Source organism: Paenarthrobacter sp. AMU7 (genome assembly GCF_041200195.1).
In the GTDB taxonomy this organism is placed as follows: domain Bacteria; phylum Actinomycetota; class Actinomycetes; order Actinomycetales; family Micrococcaceae; genus Arthrobacter.
Genome location: NZ_CP165735.1, coordinates 2,635,815 through 2,653,515 on the forward strand (window position 1 = coordinate 2,635,815; position 17,701 = coordinate 2,653,515).

The 17,701-nt window shown below is 62.4% G+C and carries 19 protein-coding genes; 8 read left to right on the forward strand and 11 right to left on the reverse strand.

From position 1 onward, the window contains the following. Both ABQM86_RS12065 and ABQM86_RS12070 read right to left on the reverse strand, forming a co-directional pair. On the reverse strand, window positions 1-345 hold the full coding sequence (locus ABQM86_RS12065; RefSeq protein WP_207593700.1) for a DUF6504 family protein: 345 nt from the start codon (window positions 343-345) through the stop codon (window positions 1-3). A gap of 81 nt (window positions 346-426) precedes the next feature. Next, complete coding sequence (locus tag ABQM86_RS12070; RefSeq protein ID WP_369744523.1) at window positions 427-1,488, reverse strand: FAD-dependent monooxygenase; 1,062 nt, start codon at window positions 1,486-1,488, stop codon at window positions 427-429. Window positions 1,489-1,540: 52 nt separating this feature from the next. On the opposite strand from ABQM86_RS12070, the gene ABQM86_RS12075 reads away from it, so the two are divergent. Further along, window positions 1,541-2,077: a TetR/AcrR family transcriptional regulator gene (locus ABQM86_RS12075; protein ID WP_369744524.1), complete on the forward strand. Its 537-nt coding sequence runs from the start codon at window positions 1,541-1,543 to the stop codon at window positions 2,075-2,077. A gap of 46 nt (window positions 2,078-2,123) precedes the next feature. Next, window positions 2,124-2,513, forward strand: a complete 390-nt coding sequence (locus tag ABQM86_RS12080) for a hypothetical protein (protein WP_089595262.1) — start codon at window positions 2,124-2,126, stop codon at window positions 2,511-2,513. 2 nt (window positions 2,514-2,515) lie between these two features. On the opposite strand, the gene ABQM86_RS12085 is transcribed toward ABQM86_RS12080, so the two are convergent. Beyond that, window positions 2,516-3,262 carry an SOS response-associated peptidase gene (locus tag ABQM86_RS12085; protein WP_242703629.1) on the reverse strand — a complete coding sequence of 249 codons (747 nt, stop codon included), beginning with the start codon at window positions 3,260-3,262 and terminating at the stop codon, window positions 2,516-2,518. Window positions 3,263-3,429: 167 nt separating this feature from the next. Here ABQM86_RS12085 and ABQM86_RS12090 point away from each other — a divergent pair, with 167 nt between their 5' ends. From ABQM86_RS12090 to ABQM86_RS12100, 3 genes are all read left to right on the forward strand, one after another. Beyond that, window positions 3,430-3,690, forward strand: a complete 261-nt coding sequence (locus tag ABQM86_RS12090; RefSeq protein ID WP_024816868.1) for a mycoredoxin — start codon at window positions 3,430-3,432, stop codon at window positions 3,688-3,690. A 146-nt stretch (window positions 3,691-3,836) separates the two neighbouring features. Beyond that, window positions 3,837-4,922, forward strand: a complete 1,086-nt coding sequence (locus ABQM86_RS12095; protein WP_337340243.1) for an S-(hydroxymethyl)mycothiol dehydrogenase — start codon at window positions 3,837-3,839, stop codon at window positions 4,920-4,922. Next, window positions 4,919-5,551 (forward strand): MBL fold metallo-hydrolase, encoded by a 633-nt coding sequence (locus ABQM86_RS12100; RefSeq protein WP_207593705.1) that lies wholly within the window; start codon window positions 4,919-4,921, stop codon window positions 5,549-5,551. Before ABQM86_RS12095 ends, ABQM86_RS12100 begins: the two co-directional genes overlap by 4 nt. Before the next feature lie 48 nt (window positions 5,552-5,599). Here ABQM86_RS12100 and ABQM86_RS12105 read toward each other — a convergent pair whose 3' ends face one another. From ABQM86_RS12105 to ABQM86_RS12115, 3 genes are read right to left on the reverse strand one after another with little or no spacing between them, the layout of a single operon-like run. Continuing rightward, window positions 5,600-6,346, reverse strand: a complete 747-nt coding sequence (locus ABQM86_RS12105; protein WP_207593706.1) for a lipoate--protein ligase family protein — start codon at window positions 6,344-6,346, stop codon at window positions 5,600-5,602. After that, window positions 6,346-7,149, reverse strand: coding sequence for a thioesterase family protein (locus ABQM86_RS12110; protein WP_369744525.1), 804 nt, complete (start codon window positions 7,147-7,149; stop codon window positions 6,346-6,348). Before ABQM86_RS12110 ends, ABQM86_RS12105 begins: the two co-directional genes overlap by 1 nt. A 31-nt stretch (window positions 7,150-7,180) precedes the next feature. Beyond that, window positions 7,181-7,669, reverse strand: a complete 489-nt coding sequence (locus ABQM86_RS12115; RefSeq protein ID WP_369744526.1) for a DedA family protein — start codon at window positions 7,667-7,669, stop codon at window positions 7,181-7,183. Between the two features lie 80 nt (window positions 7,670-7,749). On the opposite strand from ABQM86_RS12115, the gene ABQM86_RS12120 reads away from it, so the two are divergent. Continuing rightward, window positions 7,750-8,721, forward strand: a complete 972-nt coding sequence (locus ABQM86_RS12120; RefSeq protein ID WP_369744527.1) for a hypothetical protein — start codon at window positions 7,750-7,752, stop codon at window positions 8,719-8,721. Here ABQM86_RS12120 and ABQM86_RS12125 read toward each other — a convergent pair. Together ABQM86_RS12125 and ABQM86_RS12130 are read right to left on the reverse strand one after the other, a co-directional pair. Then, entirely contained in the window at window positions 8,718-10,220 is a 1,503-nt protein-coding gene (locus ABQM86_RS12125) for an FAD-dependent oxidoreductase (protein ID WP_369744528.1), read from the reverse strand. The two genes, ABQM86_RS12120 and ABQM86_RS12125, sit on opposite strands and share 4 nt — an antisense overlap. A 67-nt stretch (window positions 10,221-10,287) precedes the next feature. Continuing rightward, window positions 10,288-10,779: a DNA alkylation repair protein gene (locus ABQM86_RS12130; protein ID WP_369744529.1), complete on the reverse strand. Its 492-nt coding sequence runs from the start codon at window positions 10,777-10,779 to the stop codon at window positions 10,288-10,290. A gap of 60 nt (window positions 10,780-10,839) precedes the next feature. Between ABQM86_RS12130 and ABQM86_RS12135 the strand changes: the two genes are divergently transcribed. Continuing rightward, window positions 10,840-11,928 (forward strand): YhcG family protein, encoded by a 1,089-nt coding sequence (locus tag ABQM86_RS12135; protein ID WP_369744530.1) that lies wholly within the window; start codon window positions 10,840-10,842, stop codon window positions 11,926-11,928. An 18-nt stretch (window positions 11,929-11,946) separates the two neighbouring features. On the opposite strand, the gene ABQM86_RS12140 is transcribed toward ABQM86_RS12135, so the two are convergent. Beyond that, complete coding sequence (locus tag ABQM86_RS12140; RefSeq protein WP_369744531.1) at window positions 11,947-12,975, reverse strand: dienelactone hydrolase family protein; 1,029 nt, start codon at window positions 12,973-12,975, stop codon at window positions 11,947-11,949. Between the two features lie 71 nt (window positions 12,976-13,046). On the opposite strand from ABQM86_RS12140, the gene ABQM86_RS12145 reads away from it, so the two are divergent. After that, complete coding sequence (locus tag ABQM86_RS12145; protein WP_369744532.1) at window positions 13,047-14,387, forward strand: DUF222 domain-containing protein; 1,341 nt, start codon at window positions 13,047-13,049, stop codon at window positions 14,385-14,387. Window positions 14,388-14,451: 64 nt separating this feature from the next. On the opposite strand, the gene nrdF is transcribed toward ABQM86_RS12145, so the two are convergent. Both nrdF and nrdE read right to left on the reverse strand, forming a co-directional pair. Continuing rightward, the gene (gene nrdF / locus ABQM86_RS12150; RefSeq protein ID WP_011775019.1) at window positions 14,452-15,426 is read right to left on the reverse strand and encodes a class 1b ribonucleoside-diphosphate reductase subunit beta; all 975 of its coding nucleotides are present in this window, start codon (window positions 15,424-15,426) and stop codon (window positions 14,452-14,454) included. A gap of 122 nt (window positions 15,427-15,548) precedes the next feature. Beyond that, window positions 15,549-17,690, reverse strand: coding sequence for a class 1b ribonucleoside-diphosphate reductase subunit alpha (gene nrdE, locus ABQM86_RS12155; protein ID WP_337340370.1), 2,142 nt, complete (start codon window positions 17,688-17,690; stop codon window positions 15,549-15,551). Window positions 17,691-17,701: the final 11 nt, after the last annotated feature.

Consider the following 17,701-nt stretch of genomic DNA (forward strand, 5'->3'; position numbering starts at 1 on the left):
TCACGCTGCTTCGTCAGGCTCTACGGCCTGTGCCGGCGCAGCGTCGTGGATGCGAAGGAGCCGCCATCGTCCGCTGCTGACATGGCGGACAAGGTCAAGGGTGATGGGGTCTGCAGTTGGGGCAACTGCATCCAGGGGGTGGAGTTGGACGCGCCATATTTCGTGGTCCACCAGTCCTGCTCCGGTACCCAGGGGGGCGCGGCTTTCTTCCAGCCACCATTGGCGTCGCTCGTACCACCGGACGGGGTCGTTGGAGACTGTGTAGTGCGTCCCTTTCCAGTGGACGGTGCGTGGCTGGCCTGTTTCCGTGCAGCCGACCTCCACGGACTCGCTGAACAGCCCCATATCCTCACCTCGTTTGCGCCGGATTTTATATTCGAATGTATGTTCGAATAAATCCAGTTTACGCCGGGGTCGGGACAAAACCTACTTCGAAGTTCCTGCCTTCCCCTTGGACCGGGGTACCCGCTTGCCTGCCTGCTTCAGCAGGGCATCACGCCAGGGCTGCATTCCCTGGGCGAGGGCTATGCTGCCCATCATTGACGATGCCAGGCGAAGTTGCTGGGTCCGCAGTATCCGCTTTCTGCCATAGGTGGCGAGTGCTGCATCCCTGGGCATTTCATTGAGGAGCTTGCCCAGGGTCACGGCATCGATCAACGCTTCGCAGGCGCCCCGGCCCAGGTTGGGTGTCATGGCGTGGGCGGCATCCCCAAGCAACACCACGTTGCCCCGCGCATAACGCCCCAGGGCTGGCGTGGTCCAAATCCGCTGGGCCAGGGAGTTGTCCGGCGACGCCAAGGAAAGAACCTTCCTTACCGCAGGCGAGTAGTGGCCATACCGGTTCCGTGTCAGTTCAAGAGCCTGGGCAACGTCCACTTTCTCCGGGCCGAGGTCTGAACGGAAGGAGGCGTACCAGTTGGTTCCGCTCCCGGTGGGTGCCAATCCAAAAATCTCTCCGTGTCCCCAGTACTCGCCAATGTCTTCGGTGGACGGAGTTGCTGGAATGACTCCACGGACAGCGAGGAACGGCGTGGGCCTGGCGGCGCTGCGCGATCCCCAGGAAGCCTGCCGGACCACACTGTTGACCCCATCCGCCCCCACAGTCAGCCATGCGTCACCCGGGAGTCGGTCCACGCGCCCAGTTACCCGGCGGACGGCTTCCGGGACGGCAGAGTCCAGCAGCCTCAACAATTCCGGCCGTGACACCCCAAGGAGCCCCTCCCCTTCCATGGACAGCATGGGCTCACCTGAGGGGCTGCGAAGCGCTCCGGCTTTGATGATGGCTCCCCTGCTCCGGGCGGCTCCCAAAATTCCCAGCTCGGACAAGGCCCCCTGGGCTTCCCTCCACATGGCCAGGGTCGTTCCTACTGTGGGCAGTTCCGGCCGTTGCTCGTACACCGTGACATCGAACCGGCCGGTGTCCAGCCGGCCCGCGAGCGCCAGGCCGGCAATTCCGCCGCCGATGATGTCCACTTTTTCCATGGCCACACTGTACTACTACATTTGTAGTGGCGATAGGGTTTGAGGCTAGACTTTCGCCATGCCGGACCGTCGAACAGAACTTGCCGACGCCGCCCTCGCCGTCGTGGCGGCGAAAGGCCTCAAAGGACTTACCCACCGGGCTGTCGACGCCCAAGCCGGCGTGGCCGTCGGAACCACCTCGAACTATTTCCGCAACCGCGCCGCACTGGTCAGTGCCGCCGTCGACCGCGTCGAAGAGCGGGACACCCTCCTGCTCCAGCAGGACGGATGGGAGACGCCGACGTCGGTGGCGGCCTTGGCGGACCAACTCACGGGCGCCCTCATGGGACTGGCTCTGGAAAATGCAGACCTCACCCGTGCGAGGTTCGCGTTTGCCCTGGACCAGCCCGAGGTCGTAGCGGCCGGCCACGAGCGGATGCTCGCCGGGCTGACCCACATTCTGGGCTTTCTGAAGGTGCCCGACGCCAGGGCACGGGCCGAGTCGGTGGCCGACTACGGAGATGGCCTTGCCATGCACCTTCTGACCGCCCGCAAAGGCCAGGATATTGACAGGGCAACTGTGGCACGGAACATCCAGCGCCTGCTGGAAGGATGAAAGTCAAGGGGTGGACGGCAGCGGGTCCACAGAGCAGGATTGTGGCATGAGTACCAATGACGCACTCCTGAAGCAGGTCAACATCACGGCATCGGACGACAACCTGGTGGCAAGGTTTGAAATCGATGGGAACATACCAGGCTCCGGCGCTTACGTCGTGGGCCTTGTTGCTGCCAGTGAGGATTACTCCTCACAGCGTAGGCTCGGCATCGAATTCATGAATGGAGAGGCTATCTCCTTCTACTCCTTCAACCACTCCCTGAGCGCCGAGGAAAACTACGACATCAAGGGCGTAGAGCACTCCGGCAACGTCATCACCGGAAACTTCCCGATGTCGGCCATCCACGGGCTCAGCAAAGGCCATGTGATGACGGGCTTCAGCGAAGCGGACGGCCGGGACTTCCAATCCGGGGTCCCGGTAACAGAAGCACTCTGACGTCAGAAGAGGCCTTCCACCGGCTCAATGAGCTCCGGTGAATTATTGCGGACGTTTCCCACGGCACTGCCCACAGGATCCAACGTCCACCCGGAGGCGGCGTCGTGCGCCTTGGAACGGACCATCTCCACCAGCCCCGCAGCATCCTTCTCCCGCGGATCCAACCAGGCTTCCATGGTCTCCGTGTCCATGGGCAGCGGAACCCGGTCGTGAAGGGCAGTGAGCTCGTCAAACACCGAAGCACTGCGACGCGTCCGGGCAGATTCGGCGGTTGGGGTGTCCGCCGTCAGGATGGACATGGACAGCAGCCAGCGACCGGGATCATCATCAGCTGCCGACTGGTCCCGCCACCATTCATACAACCCGGCAAAGACCAGGCCCTGGCCATCCCCCGGGTGTACGTAATAGGGCTGCTTGTTCTTCCCCTCACCCTTTTTCCACTCGTAGTAGCCATCGGCCGGAACTGCGCACCGCCGGGCAACAGCAGCCTTCTTGAAGGAAGGCTTTTCCAAAAGGGTCTCGCTGCGGGCATTGATCAACCGGGCGCCACCCTTGGGATCCTTGGCCCACGATGGCACCAGGCCCCACTTGGCAACGTGGAGCTGCCGCTTCAGGTTGTCATCGACAAGCCGCTCCAACACGATCGGAACAGCGTCGGTGGGTGCCACATTCCACGACTTTTCCAGGGCGATCTCGTTCTCCAGCTCGGCGTCGAAATCGGCAAGCAGATCCCCCACCGCACGGGCCATTACATAACGTCCACACATGCCAACAGTCTGCCCTTTCCTCCCACATCGCACCAGCGCATGCGCGTGACGTAACCCGGCTTCCCGGCCGTACGGGAATTATCAGGGGGCAGGTTACCGTTGATAACAACGAATTACCCGTGCAAACCACCACTACTGAGGAGAGCTCTGTGGACTTCACTCCCGACTCCGGCACCATCACCATGTTCTCGACCACTTGGTGCGGTTACTGCAACCGCCTGAAGAAGCAGCTGGACGCCAAGGGCATCGGCTACACCGAGATCAACATCGAAGAAGTGGATGGCACTGCCGAACTCGTCGAGCAGCTCAATGGAGGCAACCGCACCGTCCCCACCGTCCTCTTCCCCGACGGCACCGCGGCTACCAACCCCTCCGCTTCGGAGGTTGAGAAGCGCCTGGTCGCCGCATAACCGCCGGCTCCACGCCTAAGCGCTCCAGGGCCCGCACGGAACAATCCACACGCTGTCTGCCACCTGTGATAGACAGATTGGGAATCCGTTGCGGGCCCTGCTGCATTTAAGGGCCCGCTCTCCGCGAGCCCGAAAGGAACATCTCCATGGTCCACGCAGTCAAAGGTGTCGTCGTCCGCTCCAAAGGCGCACCCGCAACCCTGGAAACCATCCTGGTTCCCGAGCCCGGTCCCGGCGAAGCACTGGTGGACATCCTCACCAGCGGCGTCTGCCACACCGACCTCCACTACAAACTCGGTGGCATCAGCGACGACTTCCCGTTCCTCCTGGGCCACGAAGCCACCGGCGTGGTCAGCGCAGTGGGCCCCGACGTCACCGACGTAGCCCCCGGCGACCGCGTGGTCCTCAACTGGCGTGCAGTCTGCGGCAACTGCCGGGCCTGCAACCGCGGGCAGGCCCAGTACTGCTTCAACACCCACAACGCCACCCAGAAAATGACCCTCGAAGACGGCACGGAACTCTCACCCGCCTTGGGCATCGGTGCGTTCATTGAAAAAACCCTGGTCGCTGCCGGTCAATGCACCAAGGTAGACCCCGACGCCGATGCCGCCGCCGTTGGGCTGCTCGGCTGCGGCGTCATGGCAGGTTTGGGCGCGGCGCTCAACACCGGCGGCGTCAAGCGCGGCGACTCGGTTGCCGTCATTGGCTGCGGCGGAGTGGGCGTAGCTGCCATTGCAGGTGCCGCGCTCGCAGGCGCCACCACCATCATCGCCGTCGACATCGACGCAAAGAAGCTCGAGCGGGCAAAGGACCTCGGCGCAACCCACACAGTGGATTCCTCCAACAGCGACCCCGTCGAGGAAATCCGCGCCCTGACGGGTGGTTTCGGCGCAGACGTGGTGATTGACGCCGTCGGACGTCCCGAGACCTACAAGCAGGCCTTCTACGCCCGCGACCTCGCAGGAACCGTCGTCCTGGTAGGCGTCCCCACGCCGGAGATGACCCTGGAACTGCCCTTGCTGGACGTCTTCGGCCGCGGCGGTTCACTCAAATCATCGTGGTACGGTGACTGCCTTCCCTCCCGGGACTTCCCCATGCTGGTGGACCTCTACAAGCAGGGCAAGCTGGACCTCGATGCCTTCGTCACCGAACGCATCAGCATCGACCAAGTGGAAGAAGCATTCGACAAAATGCACCACGGCGCCGTCCTCCGATCGGTGGTTGAACTATGAGCACCCTCACCATTGACCACGTGGTCACATCAGGCACGTTCTCGCTCGACGGCGGCACCTGGGACGTCGACAACAACGTTTGGATCGTCGGGGACGACTCCGAATGCCTCGTCATCGACCCCGCCCACAACCCTGACGCCATCCTGCAGGCAGTCAACGGCCGCACCGTCAAAGCCATCCTGCTGACCCACGGCCACGACGACCACATCCGCTCAGCCGGTGAATTCGCGGATCTCACCAAAGCACCCATCCATTTGCACCAGGACGACTGGATGCTGTGGCGGGCAGTGTTCCCGGACGTCGACCCCGATGCCGCAATTGCGGACGGCGACCAGTTCACCGTTGCCGGAGCCAACTTGAAGGCCATCCACACGCCCGGACACTCGCCGGGATCCGTTTCCTTCCACTTGCCCGGCGAAGGGACACTCTTCAGCGGAGACACGCTCTTCCAGGGCGGCCCCGGTGCAACGGGACGCTCCTACAGCGACTTCCCCACCATCATCGACTCCATCCGGACCAAACTGCTCAGCTTGCCGGAAGAGACGGTGGTTCGCACCGGGCACGGGGACTCCACCACCATCGGAGCGGAAAAGCCGCATCTGGACGAGTGGATCGCCCGGGGCCACTGACCTAAGGCGAGTCAGCCTCCGGGGCCTGGAAAGCAGGGGCTCGCGTCCCTATCCCACCAGGCTCCGGAAGTCGCCGTCGACGACGTCCGCGTACCCGCGGTAGGCCTCGATGACTGCATCCTCCACGGTCTGGACATCCAGGTGGGGCAGAAGGTCATTGGCGGCGCCCGCGGTAGCAGGATCCCAGTCAAGGCCCAACGCGGCGTAGCTGGCCGTCAAAACGTCACGGATGGGCTTGGAGTTTTCCACCACAATCACGGAGCTGAAGAGCCACCCACCGGAGACCACCCGCTGTGCAGTGCCGATCAGTTTGATGCTGTGAGCGGGAAAATCAGGGTCCTCGCCGTGGACGCTGAATTCACCAGGGCAGTACTCCCCGGGGATCTCGCCGACCGCGGCGTGGACACCAACGCTGCGAAGCGCGCCGGCCAACAACTCACCAAACTCCGAAAACCTTGCCTTCGCGCGCACGATCGCGTCCGGATGCGGCTCAATGTGGTCAATGACCAACGTCCCCTGATGATAGGCAGCCGCGCGTCCGCCGGCTTTCCGGATCAGGGGTTCGAACCCCAGCTCCCTGCAGGCTTCCTCCGCCGCGGGAAAGCCAGGGAGGTTCGCGTCCCTTTGTCCGAACGCCACAGTTGGCTGCGGACGGTACAGGCGAAGCGAAGGGCCCAACTGCCCGCTGCGGGCGCGCTGCAACAGCTCCAAAGCAAAATCCAGGTCCTGTGCCGCACCCATGGATTCCAGCTGGCGGTAAGCGGTGAGCTGCGCCGCGGGTGCTTCGGCCCGCATCAGCTCTTCCTCAACGTCAGGATCTGTTCGGCCCTGCCGAACGGCCCATTGATGTCGTGCAGCACCGTGGACGTCAGGCCGATGCCGTCCGCTCCGAACGAGACTTTGTTGTCCAGGCCCAGCCATTCACCGGACGGCGCCCGGTACATGTGTACCTGGAGGTCAACATTGGGAAAAATGTAGCTGTTTTCGCCGGGAGGGACCCTGGCTGCGATGCCGTTGGCGGTATCCACCAGACCCATCAACCGTGCAAGATCCGAGCTGTCGTCATGGTCGGTCAGAGGAAGCGGGGTGCGGATCCACACCTTGCCTGATCCAGGCCGGTGGCCCTCCGCCAAGCGCATTTCCAAGGAACGGATATAGCCGCCAGGCCACACACTTGCACCCTCCCACGGCTTGCATTCGTCGGGGGCCGGCATGGGCTCGTCCTCAACTGCGGCTACCGCGCTGGTGTCGCTGGTCACCATGCGCCATGCAGCGGCACGGATGGCTACACGGCCTCCAGCGGAGAGCTCGGCTTGGATGAGCTCAATGGTCCGGCCCGGCCGCAGCGTTGAGGTGGTGACCTGGAACTCGCCGCCGGGAATCAGCCCCAGGATTTCATAACTGATCCGCGCCATACGGACATCGTCCCGGGGCTCATGCCTTACAAGGGCGTCGGCCATGATGCCCGACGCCGGGGCCATATGTTGCTCATGCGGATTCCACGCACCTTGGGCATGGATGGTGGACCTGTAACGGCCCTGACCCAACGATTCGTAGTAGAAATCGCCATCCGCCAGTTCCGGTAATGCAGTAGTCAACCCAAGCCTTTCGCCGATCCAGCAGTAGAACTCAGACCACTGTATCCGCTGATTTGGCCGCAGAACGACGCTTGCGGGCCACCACTACCCAGACGATGACGGCGGCCAATGCCGCAACCCCCAGCCCGGCTCCCACAGGCGATGCCGCCGCAACCACAAGCCAGGCTTCCAAGGCTGCCAGCCCGATGGTGGCATACAGCAACGCCCACATGAGCGAACCGGCAATTGCTGCGGGCAGGTATCTGCGAAGCGGCATGCGGGCAGCACCTGCTGCAAGGTTGATGGCCGTCTGCAGGCCAATGGTCAGGAAGGAAAGTACGACGGCGTACGGCCCCCACCGCTGGATGAGGACTTGCGCGCGGGCTGCTTTGGGACGCTCCAGGGATCTACCGAAACGGGTGTGGGCGAACCCGGCCACGGCACCGCGTCCTATCCAGTACGTGACGTTGACGCGGATCATGACAATAGCGAAGAGCGCCGCGATGGCGACGCCGAAGGGCAAACTCATGATCTGATCCACTCGACTTAGGCTACCCTAAGCAACGTCGCATTATGGATTCGGTCGACCGGACCGGGCGCAGTGAACCCTAGGATGAGTCCATGGATCTCCGCGATGCCGCCCAAGAGCTGTACGCCGTGCCGCCCAAAGACTTCACCGCTGAACGAACCGCCTTGGCCCGCAAAGCCAAGGATGATGGAGAAAAGGACCTGGCCAAGGAGATCGGCGGCCTGCCCAAACCCGCCGCCGGTGCCTGGGCCATCAACATGCTGTCCGTTCACAAGCCTGAGGTAATTGACGGCGTCGTGCGTTTTGGCGTTGCTCTCAGAACCGCCCAGGAGGACGGAGACGCAGAAGCGTTTCGTGAGCTCGGACAGCAGCGGCAGGGGCAGCTGACATCGGCCGTGCATGCCGCAAAGGAACTTGCCACCGAGCTGGGGACGCCCCTCAGTGCCGCGGCAGCAGCCGACGTGGAACAAACGCTCCGGGCCGCCATGGCCGACGCTGGCGCGGCCGCCGCCGTCGGCACAGGCCGGCTGGTGCGGGGACTCAGCGGCAGCGGCTTTGAGGCAGTGGACCTCACAGATGCGGTGGCTGCGGCCGCACCCGGGGACCTTGTTGTCCCCGAACAGGAGGTCGCATCGAAACCGGCAGCAAAGAAGGAACCCGCGTCCCGTACCAAAGAGTCACCCCCTCCCCAAGCCGCGGCGCCCGGGAAAAAGCCGCCGCAGGAAGAAGCCACCTCGCTGGCGGATCGCCGGGCAGCCAAGCAACGGGCAGCGTTGAAGGACGCGCAAAAAGATTTCGACGCCGCAGACCAGGAAGCCGCGGAGGCCGAAGCAAAGGCATCCTCAGCCTGGGATGTCGTCAACGAACTCTCGGCCCGTCGAACACGCCTCAAGTCCGAGATTGAGGATGCCAAAAAGCGCCTGTCCTCGCTCGAAGCAGAACTTATTGGCCTGACCAGGGACGCTGAAGCTGCGGAATCCCTGAAGAAACGTTCCGTCAGGGAGGCTACCCAAAAACGACGCGCTGCAGACCAAGCCCTGCGGCGCGTGGACCGGCTGGGCTAGTTCTCTTTCTTACCGACCGAATTTTCCAGGGGACGGGTGGCGGGCCCCTCCAAGTACTGGCCCTCTGGTGTGAAGCGGGAGCCGTGCAGCGGACAATCCCAGGACTTCTCGGCATCGTTCCAGCTCAGGAGGCCGCCCAGGTGCGTGCACGTGGCGGAGACCTTGCAGACTTTCCCTTCCACAGTGGACACGGCCGCTGGCTCACCCTTGTACAACCCCACGACGCCTGTCCCCTCCGGTGGGCGGGTCTCGTCGGTGATCTCGGGGTTTTTCCTGACCTTGGCTTTGTCCTCGATCATCCGGCGGGCAACGTCCGTATTGTGCCGGACACCCTCAACCGCGCCTTTCGGCGAGGTGACACGATGATGGATGACGGTGGCCCAATCAGACTGGCCTCCCAGAATGTCCGAGGTGATGGACAGTGCTGCCGCCACCCCGTTGCTCATCCCCCATTTGTTATAGCCCGTGCCGAAGAAAATCCGTCCCTGTCCGCGGGGAAGTTTGCCAAAGAAGGGCATGAGATTGGTGGCCCGGTAGTCCTGGGCAGACCAGGTGTGGGTGACTTCAGCGCCAGGGTAATGCTTTGTTGCCCATCCGAGCAGGTCATCCAGGTGCGACTGCGGCGACGCGGCCCGGCCACCCGCATGCCCGTAGCCGCCCACCAGGAGCAATTCGCCCTCGGGAGTGGGCTGAGTGCGTTGGGACCGGGTGGGTGAATCGATGGACAGATACATGCTTTGAGGTATGTCTCCCGGTACCTTCAGCGCCGCTGCATAGGACCGGTTGGGCTCAAGCTTGGCAAAGTACAGGCCACGATCCAGGATCGGAGTCCCTGTAGCCAGCACCACGGTGTCCGCTGTGAAGGTACCCTTCTGCGTGGAGACTTCCAAGGGCTGCTCCGAACTTACGTTCCGGACCTGCAGATCCTCGACGATCATGCCGCCATGCCTGCGAAGGTCCCTTGCAAGGGTTTCCAGCACGTCCATTGGGTTGATCTGGATCTGGTTTTCGAGCTCCAGCGCTTCCACTACGGGGAACGGCAGGCCGGCATCACGGCTGAAGTGGACGTTCAAACCTGCGTCCCGTGAAACTGCTGCCTCTTTGCGAAGCCGCTGGCCGCCGTCGTCCGTGGTTGCGAACGTCACCGCAGTGCGGCGCTGGAACGGAGTGCCCTGCTGCTCCATGTACTGCGTCAGCCAGGCTTGGCCGGACTTGTTGGCCTCCACGTAGGCCTGCACCACTTTCAGGGGGTACTGGCCACGCAAAGCGGACAGTACACCGCCTTGCAAGAGGCTCAGTTTCCCTGTGGTGTTGCCGGTGGTCACGGCACCCAGCGTTCTGGCCTCGAAAACCACCACACGCTGGCCTGACCGTGACAACAGCAACGCTGCAACCATTCCGGTGAGGCCGGCGCCCACCACTATGGTGTCGAAGTGCTTTTCCTCCGGGATTTGGTCGGAGGTGATGCGCGTTTCCCGGTCCAACCAGAGCGATTTCATCGATCAACCTGCCTCTCGCCTCTTCGGCATGTGGTGAGGGAAACGCTAGGCGGGTCGCTGGTGCTTATCAAGGGGTGGCGGTGCCTGCCGCCAATGCCGCAGCGTGCCGAAGCTCGGGGTCCGGATCTCCAGCCCAACGCTCCAGGACGCGTTCGGCACGTTCCTTGGCGAGTCCCTCCAGCCGTGCCACCAACGGCCTCACAACGTCTGAGGCCAGGGGATCCACCAACTCCCGGGTCCCGGCTTGCCTGATGAAACCTTCAATACGGGTCAGGTCAGTGTTGACCAGGATGCCTGCTTTGGTCTGCAGCAGAACCACTGCGGCGAGACGCCGTTCGAAGACAGGCTCCGCGTAGAGCTCCGAACTCAAGGCGGTGACGTCGTCATGGTCCAGGTTCTTGTACCGCTTCAGCGTATCCCTCACCGTTCCCCGCACGGCACCCACGGACGCGCCATACACCTTCAGGGCCCCACCCAGACGTTCACTGGCTTCAGCAGCTTTCTCCCAGGTGGATTCCATCTGCAGGGTGTGGTCCACGAATTCACCGGCTTCACTCACCTGCCTATTTTGTCAGGGCCTCCCCCTAGCGTGACAACAACAGCAACCGACAGGAGCACCATGCCGTCCCAAGAGCTCGCCACCGAAGCATCATTTCCGGGTGTCCCGGCCGCTTCGTCCATGCCCGACTGGTACCCCACCTTGCTCAACACTGTGGCGAAGGAAGTCCGCGTGGGCAGGACCCGGGCCATGGCAGCGGCCAACAGCGAGTTGTTGAATTCCTACTGGAGCATCGGCCGGCAGCTCGCCGAACGTGAATCCGAGCAGGGCTGGGGCGCCAAAGTGGTCACTCGTTTGGCTGCCGACATCAGGACCCGCTTCCCGGAAGCGAAAGGCTTCTCCCCCAGAAACCTCCGGTACATGAAGAGCTTCGCCCAGGCTTGGCCCGACTTCCCAATGTTGCAAGAGCCGCTTGCAACATTGCCCTGGTACCACCAGATCGCACTGCTGGAAAAACTCGACGACGCCGCCACGCGGCTCTGGTACGCAGCGGCAGCTGCCCAGCACGGCTGGTCCCGCAACGTGTTGACGCATCAGATTTCAACCCGCTTGCACGAGCGCTCGGGGCAGGCCATCACCAACTTTGCCTCCACGATGGTCCCCGCAGATTCGGACCTGGCGCAGCAGGCGACCAAGGATCCCTACGTCTTCGACTTTCTGTCCATGAGTGATCGGCACACCGAACGGGACCTGGAGCTGCAGTTGGTGAAACATGTGGAGAAATTCCTGTTGGAGCTGGGCCAAGGGTTCGCTTTTGTAGGTGAGCAGGTGCGCTTGGAGATCGCCGGCGACGAGTTCTTCGCGGACCTCCTCTTCTACCACCTGAAGCTGCGCTGCTACATGGTGATCGAACTCAAGGCCGTGAAGTTCGAACCCGGGTTCCTCGGGCAGCTGGGGATGTACATGGCAGCAGTGGACGACCTCATGGCGCACCCGGACGACAAGCCAACTATCGGATTACTGCTGTGCAAGGAGAAAAACAGCGTGGTGGCCGAGTACGCATTGCGTGGGTTCAACGCTCCCGTGGGCATTGCGGAGTGGAAGACATCCCTCGCGGACTCACTCCCCGACGAGTTGGTGGCCAGCCTGCCGAGCATCGAGACGTTGGAGGCCGAGCTGGCAAGTGAAGCTGCGCGGTTGCAGGGGTAGGTTCCCGTGTGCCGGGGCCTAGACGTTGTCCTTGAACCAGGCCAGGGTGTCGTTCCATGCTGCTGTAGCTTGGGCCTCCACGTAGCGCTCACCGGTGTCGTTGTGGAAGGCGTGATCCACGCCGGAGTATACCTTGAGTTGGTGCTTGACCGTCGTGGCGTCCAAGGCTTCCTGGAGTTGGGGCATAGCGCCGGTGATGCGTGCGTCGTTCTCGGCATAGACGCCAAAGACTGCCGGCTTGATGGCGGAGACTTTGGCCAGGTCAGGTGCTGGACCGTAGAACGCTGAGGTGGCTTTTAGACCTTGGATCTCGGTGCTCGCCTGCCACGTGATGCCGCCGCCGAAGCAGAAGCCAATCATGGCGATGCGGCCCTCTTCGACGAAGTCCTGGCCGTTGAGGTAATCGAAGGCAGCTTTGAAGTCGCCCACGTGGCGTGCGGCGCCCGCCTGCGTCAGGGCTCCCGGAACGGCGTCGGGATCCATGGTCGCCGTTCCGCCTTCCCTGCTGAGGAGGTCCAGAGCCAGCGCCACGTAGCCTTCCTTGGCGAAGCGACGGGCAACGTCCTGGATATGCGGGGTGAGGCCGCGGTTTTCGTGGCAGATCAATACGGCGGGACCAGGTTGGCCGCCCTCGGGCCTTGCGAGGTAACCGCTGATTTCGGTCCCGTTGGAGTCGAACTTCACGGTGGCCGATGCCAGACCTGCCGCGCCCTCCGGAACGGACAGTGGGCTCTTGGCATTGGGGACGGCGGTGGTGGCTGGCCCTTGAGATCCTGCCATGGTTGTTGGCGATGGCGTGGGCATCGGATCCGTGGTTCGCGGTACCTCCTCAGGCGTGCAGCCCACCAAGGTCATGGCCGCCGCAGCCGCCGTCATGCTTCCCATAATGAAAGCCACCCGCCGGGTGAAGGTCTTGTGCGACATGTCGCCAGACCGGTAGTCATCGTAGAACTCTTCGATCAAGTACTTTTCGAACTTCTCCAGCTGCACCATGGCGAACCTCCCGACGATGATGATGATCTTCCCCTGATGTAAAGACGCGGACAAGGCTGGGATGGTTCAGAGCCGCCTGACCGAAAGCGCCTAATAATGTCGGTACCCCCTGCGAGAGTAGGGACATGAAGCAGATCCGGGACGGGCAAGTGAGGGCGGCGGTCTCTGCTGTGCCTCTTCCAGCTCTGTCCCGGGTGCTGGCTCAGGCCGGCAGTTCAGTTCAGCCCAGCACTGTCAGCGGTGACCTGATCGGTCAGTTGCGGGTGTTGGAGGAGATGAAGTCGGCCATCTCCGGTTTGCAGGCGCAGATTGCTGTGGCGTTTGATCTGGCGCAGCGGGCTGAACAGGCCGAGGCCGGAGTCCCTGCGGCGGAGCGTGGCAAGGGTGTCGGTGCGCAAGTGGCGTTGGCGCGGCGGGAATCACCGAACCGGGGCTCGAGGTTGTTGGGCCTTGCCAAGGCCCTGGCCACGGAGATGCCACACACGCTGGCGGCGTTGAACAAGGGCCTGTTGAACGAGTGGCGGGCCACACTGCTCGTAAAGGAAACAGCCTGCCTCAGTGTTGAGGACCGGGCCGCCGTGGATGAGGAACTCGCTCCCGATGCCGGGACTTTCGAGGGTTTCGGTGACCGGGCCCTGGTCGCTGCCGTGAAAGCGGCCGCGTACCGGCGTGACCCACGGTCCGTGGCGCAGCGGGCCAGCCACGCCGCGAGCGAACGGACCGTGAGTCTGCGCCCGGCACCGGACACCATGACGTACCTGACCGCGCTGCTCCCGGTCGCCCAAGGGGTGGCGGTGTATGCGGCGTTGACCCGGTCCGCTGATGCTGCCCGTTCCAGTGGTGATCCCCGGGGCCGTGGCCAGGTCATGGCCGACACCCTGGTCGAACGTGTCACCGGCACCCGGGCCGGGTTTACGGGCATCAACCTGGACCTCGTCATGACCGACCGCACCCTCTTTCAGGGAGACAGCGAACCGGCCAGGCTGCAGGGCTACGGCATCGTCCCCGCGGAATGGGCCAGAACCCTGATCGGCGCAGAAGAGACACACGGCCGGGCCGGGACAAACGCCGCGATAGGGCCGGGTCAGGACTTCGCGGTCTGGGTCCGGCGGCTCTACACCGCGCCCGGCAGCGGGGAACTGCTGGCCATGGACTCCAAAGCCCGGCTCTTCCCACACCGACACCGGCGATTCATCCAAACCCGGGACCATACCTGCCGCACCCCGTACTGCGACGCGCCCATCCGGCACATCGACCACATCGTGCCCTGGCACTCCGGCGGAACCACCACCCTGGACAACGCCGCAGGGCTCTGCGAAGCATGCAACCACACCAAGGAAAACCCCGGCTGGAACGCCACACCCCTGCCCGCAGAAACCCACACCCTGCACATCAGCACACCCACCGGACACACCTACCACTCCAAAGCCCCACCACTCCCCGGACACCGACCCTCCAGAACATGATCCAGACACAAGAAAGGCGGACAGCGATTGCTCGCTGCCCGCCCTCAATAAAAACAACTGCTGCTTAGAACTCCCAGTCCTCATCCTCCGTGTTGACAGCCTTGCCAATCACGTAGGAGGAGCCCGAGCCGGAGAAGAAGTCGTGGTTCTCATCGGCGTTCGGGGACAGAGCCGACAGGATGGCCGGGTTCACGTCGGTAACGGACGCCGGGAACATCGCCTCGTAGCCGAGGTTCATGAGCGCCTTGTTGGCGTTGTAATGCAGGAACTTCTTGACGTCTTCGGCCAGGCCGACTCCGTCATAGAGGTCGTGGGTGTACTGGACTTCGTTTTCGTACAGCTCAAAGAGCAGCTCGAACGTGTAGTCCTTGATTTCCTGCTTGCGTGCCTCGGAAACCTTCTCCAAGCCCTTCTGGAACTTGTAGCCGATGTAGTAACCGTGCACGGCCTCGTCACGGATGATGAGGCGGATGAGGTCGGCCGTGTTCGTGAGCTTGGCGCGCGAGGACCAGTACATGGGCAGGTAGAAGCCCGAGTAGAACAGGAAGCTCTCCAGCAGCGTGGAGGCAACCTTGCGCTTCAGGGGATCGTCGCCCTGGTAGTAATCCATGACGATCTGCGCCTTCTTCTGCAGGTTCTCGTTTTCGAGTGACCAGCGGAAAGCGTCGTCAATCTCCTTGGTGGAACACAGGGTGGAGAAGATGGACGAGTAGGACTTGGCGTGCACCGACTCCATGAAGGCGATGTTCGTGTAAACGGCTTCTTCGTGCGGGGTGATCGCATCCGGGATCAGCGAAACGGCGCCAACTGTGCCCTGGATGGTGTCCAGGAGCGTGAGGCCGGTGAAAACGCGCATGGTGAGCTGCTGCTCATCCGGCGTCAAGGTGTGCCACGACTGGACGTCGTTGGACAGCGGCACCTTTTCCGGGAGCCAGAAGTTGTTGACCAGACGGTTCCAGACTTCCACGTCCTTGTCGTCCTGGATCTTGTTCCAGTTGATGGCCTCGACGTGTGTCAGCAGCTTGACCTTTTCGGTCATTTCATCCCCTTAAAGCGATGGTTTTCTTGAGATAAGCCTACGACGGCGGGTGGAAACCCGCCGTCGTACTCTTTAGTTTTAAGTGCAGCCGGGGCCGCAACTAATCAACCGATAAAGGCTGATTACAGCATGCAGCTGACGCAACCTTCCACCTCAGTGCCCTCCAGCGCGAGCTGGCGGAGACGGATGTAGTAGAGGGTCTTGATGCCCTTGCGCCATGCGTAGATCTGGGCCTTGTTGATGTCACGCGTGGTGGCGGTGTCCTTGAAGAACAGCGTCAGGGACAGGCCTTGATCCACGTGCTGCGTGGCAGCGGCGTAGGTGTCGATGATCTTCTCGTAGCCGATTTCGTAGGCGTCCTGGTAGTACTCCAGGTTGTCGTTGGTCAGGTACGGAGCCGGGTAGTAGACGCGGCCGATCTTGCCTTCCTTGCGGATTTCGATCTTGGCGGCCACCGGGTGGATCGACGACGTGGAGTTGTTGATGTAGCTGATGGAACCGGTAGGCGGTACGGCCTGGAGATTCTGGTTGTAGATACCGTGCTCCATGACCGAGGCCTTCAGCTCGCGCCAGTCATCCTGCGTGGGGATGTGGTGGCCGGCGAAGAGCTCGGAGACGCGTTCCGTTGCCGGGACCCATTCCTGCTCGGTGTACTTGTCGAAGAATTCACCCGAAGCATAGGTGGACTTCTCGAAGCCGCCGAACTTCTGGCCGGTCTCGATGGCAAGACGGTTGGAAGCGCGCAGAGCGTGGAACAGCACCGTGTAGAAGTAGATGTTGGTGAAGTCCAGGCCCTCTTCGGAACCGTAGTGGACGTGCTCGCGGGCAAGGTAACCGTGAAGGTTCATCTGGCCAAGGCCGATAGCGTGGCTCTGGGCGTTGCCCTGTGCGATGGACGGCACCGAGTTGATGTAGGACATGTCGGACACAGCGCTGAGGGCGCGGATGGACGTCTCAATGGAACGACCAAAGTCCGGCGAATCCATGGTCTTGGCGATGTTCATGGAACCGAGGTTGCATGAAATGTCCTTGCCCACGGTCTCGTAGCTGAGGTCTTCGGCGTAGATGGACGGCGAGGAAACCTGGAGGATCTCCGAGCAGAGGTTGCTCATGGTGATCTTGCCGTCGATCGGGTTGGCCCGGTTCACGGTGTCCTCGAACATGATGTACGGGTAGCCGGACTCGAACTGGATCTCCGCGAGGGTCTGGAAGAACTCCCGGGCAGAGATCTTGGTCTTCTTGATCCGGGAATCGTCAACCATCTCGTAGTACTTCTCGGTCACCGAAATATCGGAGAACGGGACACCGTAGACCTTCTCGACGTCGTACGGGGAGAAGAGGTACATGTCCTCGTTCTTCTTGGCGAGTTCGAACGTGATGTCCGGAACCACAACACCCAAGGAGAGCGTCTTGATACGGATCTTCTCGTCGGCGTTCTCACGCTTGGTGTCCAGGAAGCGGTGGATGTCCGGGTGGTGGGCGTGCAGGTACACGGCACCTGCACCCTGGCGGGCACCGAGCTGGTTGGCGTAGGAGAAGCTGTCTTCGAGGAGCTTCATCACGGGGATGACGCCGGAGGACTGGTTTTCGATCTGCTTGATCGGAGCACCGTGTTCACGGATGTTGGTGAGAGAGAGCGCTACACCGCCGCCACGCTTGGAGAGCTGGAGCGCGGAGTTGATGGCGCGGGCGATCGACTCCATGTTGTCTTCGATGCGGAGCAGGAAGCAGGAGACGAGCTCGCCGCGCTGTGCCTTGCCGGCATTGAGGAACGTAGGCGTAGCCGGCTGGAAGCGGCCGTCAATGATCTCATCGACGAGGCGGTTGGCCAGGTCTTCGTCGCCGCGTGCCAAGTGAAGGGCAACCATGCAGACGCGGTCTTCGTAGCGCTCCAGGAAACGCTTGCCGTCGAAAGTCTTCAGCGTGTAGGACGTGTAGAACTTGAAGGCACCAAGGAAGGTTTCGAAGCGGAACTTCTTCTTGTACGCGCGGTTGAAGAGGTCGCGGATGAAGTTCATCGTGTACTGGTCAAGAGTTTCGCGCTCGTAGTACTGGTTCTTCACCAGGTAATCGAGCTTCTCTTCCAGATCGTGGAAGAACACCGTGTTGTTGTTCACGTGCTGCAGGAAGTACTGGTGCGCAGCCTCACGGTCGGCTTCGAACTGGATCTCGCCGTTGGGGCCATACAGGTTCAGCATGGCGTTGAGCTCGTGATAACCCAAGCCCTTGAAAGCCTCAGGCAGCGGCTTCTTGACCGTGTCCACAGCGCCCCCGG

What these genes read in the sequence shown, in the direction of transcription:
- ABQM86_RS12085 (WP_242703629.1), bottom strand. Translation starts at nt 3,262, where the DNA reads ATGGCCCGTGCGGTGGGGGATCTGCTTGCCGATTTCGACGCCGAGCTG.
- ABQM86_RS12120 (WP_369744527.1), top strand. Translation starts at nt 7,750, where the DNA reads ATGGATCTCCGCGATGCCGCCCAAGAGCTGTACGCCGTGCCGCCCAAA.
- ABQM86_RS12065 (WP_207593700.1), bottom strand. Translation starts at nt 345, where the DNA reads ATGGGGCTGTTCAGCGAGTCCGTGGAGGTCGGCTGCACGGAAACAGGC.
- ABQM86_RS12145 (WP_369744532.1), top strand. Translation starts at nt 13,047, where the DNA reads ATGAAGCAGATCCGGGACGGGCAAGTGAGGGCGGCGGTCTCTGCTGTG.
- ABQM86_RS12105 (WP_207593706.1), bottom strand. Translation starts at nt 6,346, where the DNA reads ATGCGGGCCGAAGCACCCGCGGCGCAGCTCACCGCTTACCGCCAGCTG.
- ABQM86_RS12125 (WP_369744528.1), bottom strand. Translation starts at nt 10,220, where the DNA reads ATGAAATCGCTCTGGTTGGACCGGGAAACGCGCATCACCTCCGACCAA.
- ABQM86_RS12080 (WP_089595262.1), top strand. Translation starts at nt 2,124, where the DNA reads ATGAGTACCAATGACGCACTCCTGAAGCAGGTCAACATCACGGCATCG.
- ABQM86_RS12095 (WP_337340243.1), top strand. Translation starts at nt 3,837, where the DNA reads ATGGTCCACGCAGTCAAAGGTGTCGTCGTCCGCTCCAAAGGCGCACCC.
- ABQM86_RS12075 (WP_369744524.1), top strand. Translation starts at nt 1,541, where the DNA reads ATGCCGGACCGTCGAACAGAACTTGCCGACGCCGCCCTCGCCGTCGTG.
- ABQM86_RS12135 (WP_369744530.1), top strand. Translation starts at nt 10,840, where the DNA reads ATGCCGTCCCAAGAGCTCGCCACCGAAGCATCATTTCCGGGTGTCCCG.
- ABQM86_RS12100 (WP_207593705.1), top strand. Translation starts at nt 4,919, where the DNA reads ATGAGCACCCTCACCATTGACCACGTGGTCACATCAGGCACGTTCTCG.
- nrdF (WP_011775019.1), bottom strand. Translation starts at nt 15,426, where the DNA reads ATGACCGAAAAGGTCAAGCTGCTGACACACGTCGAGGCCATCAACTGG.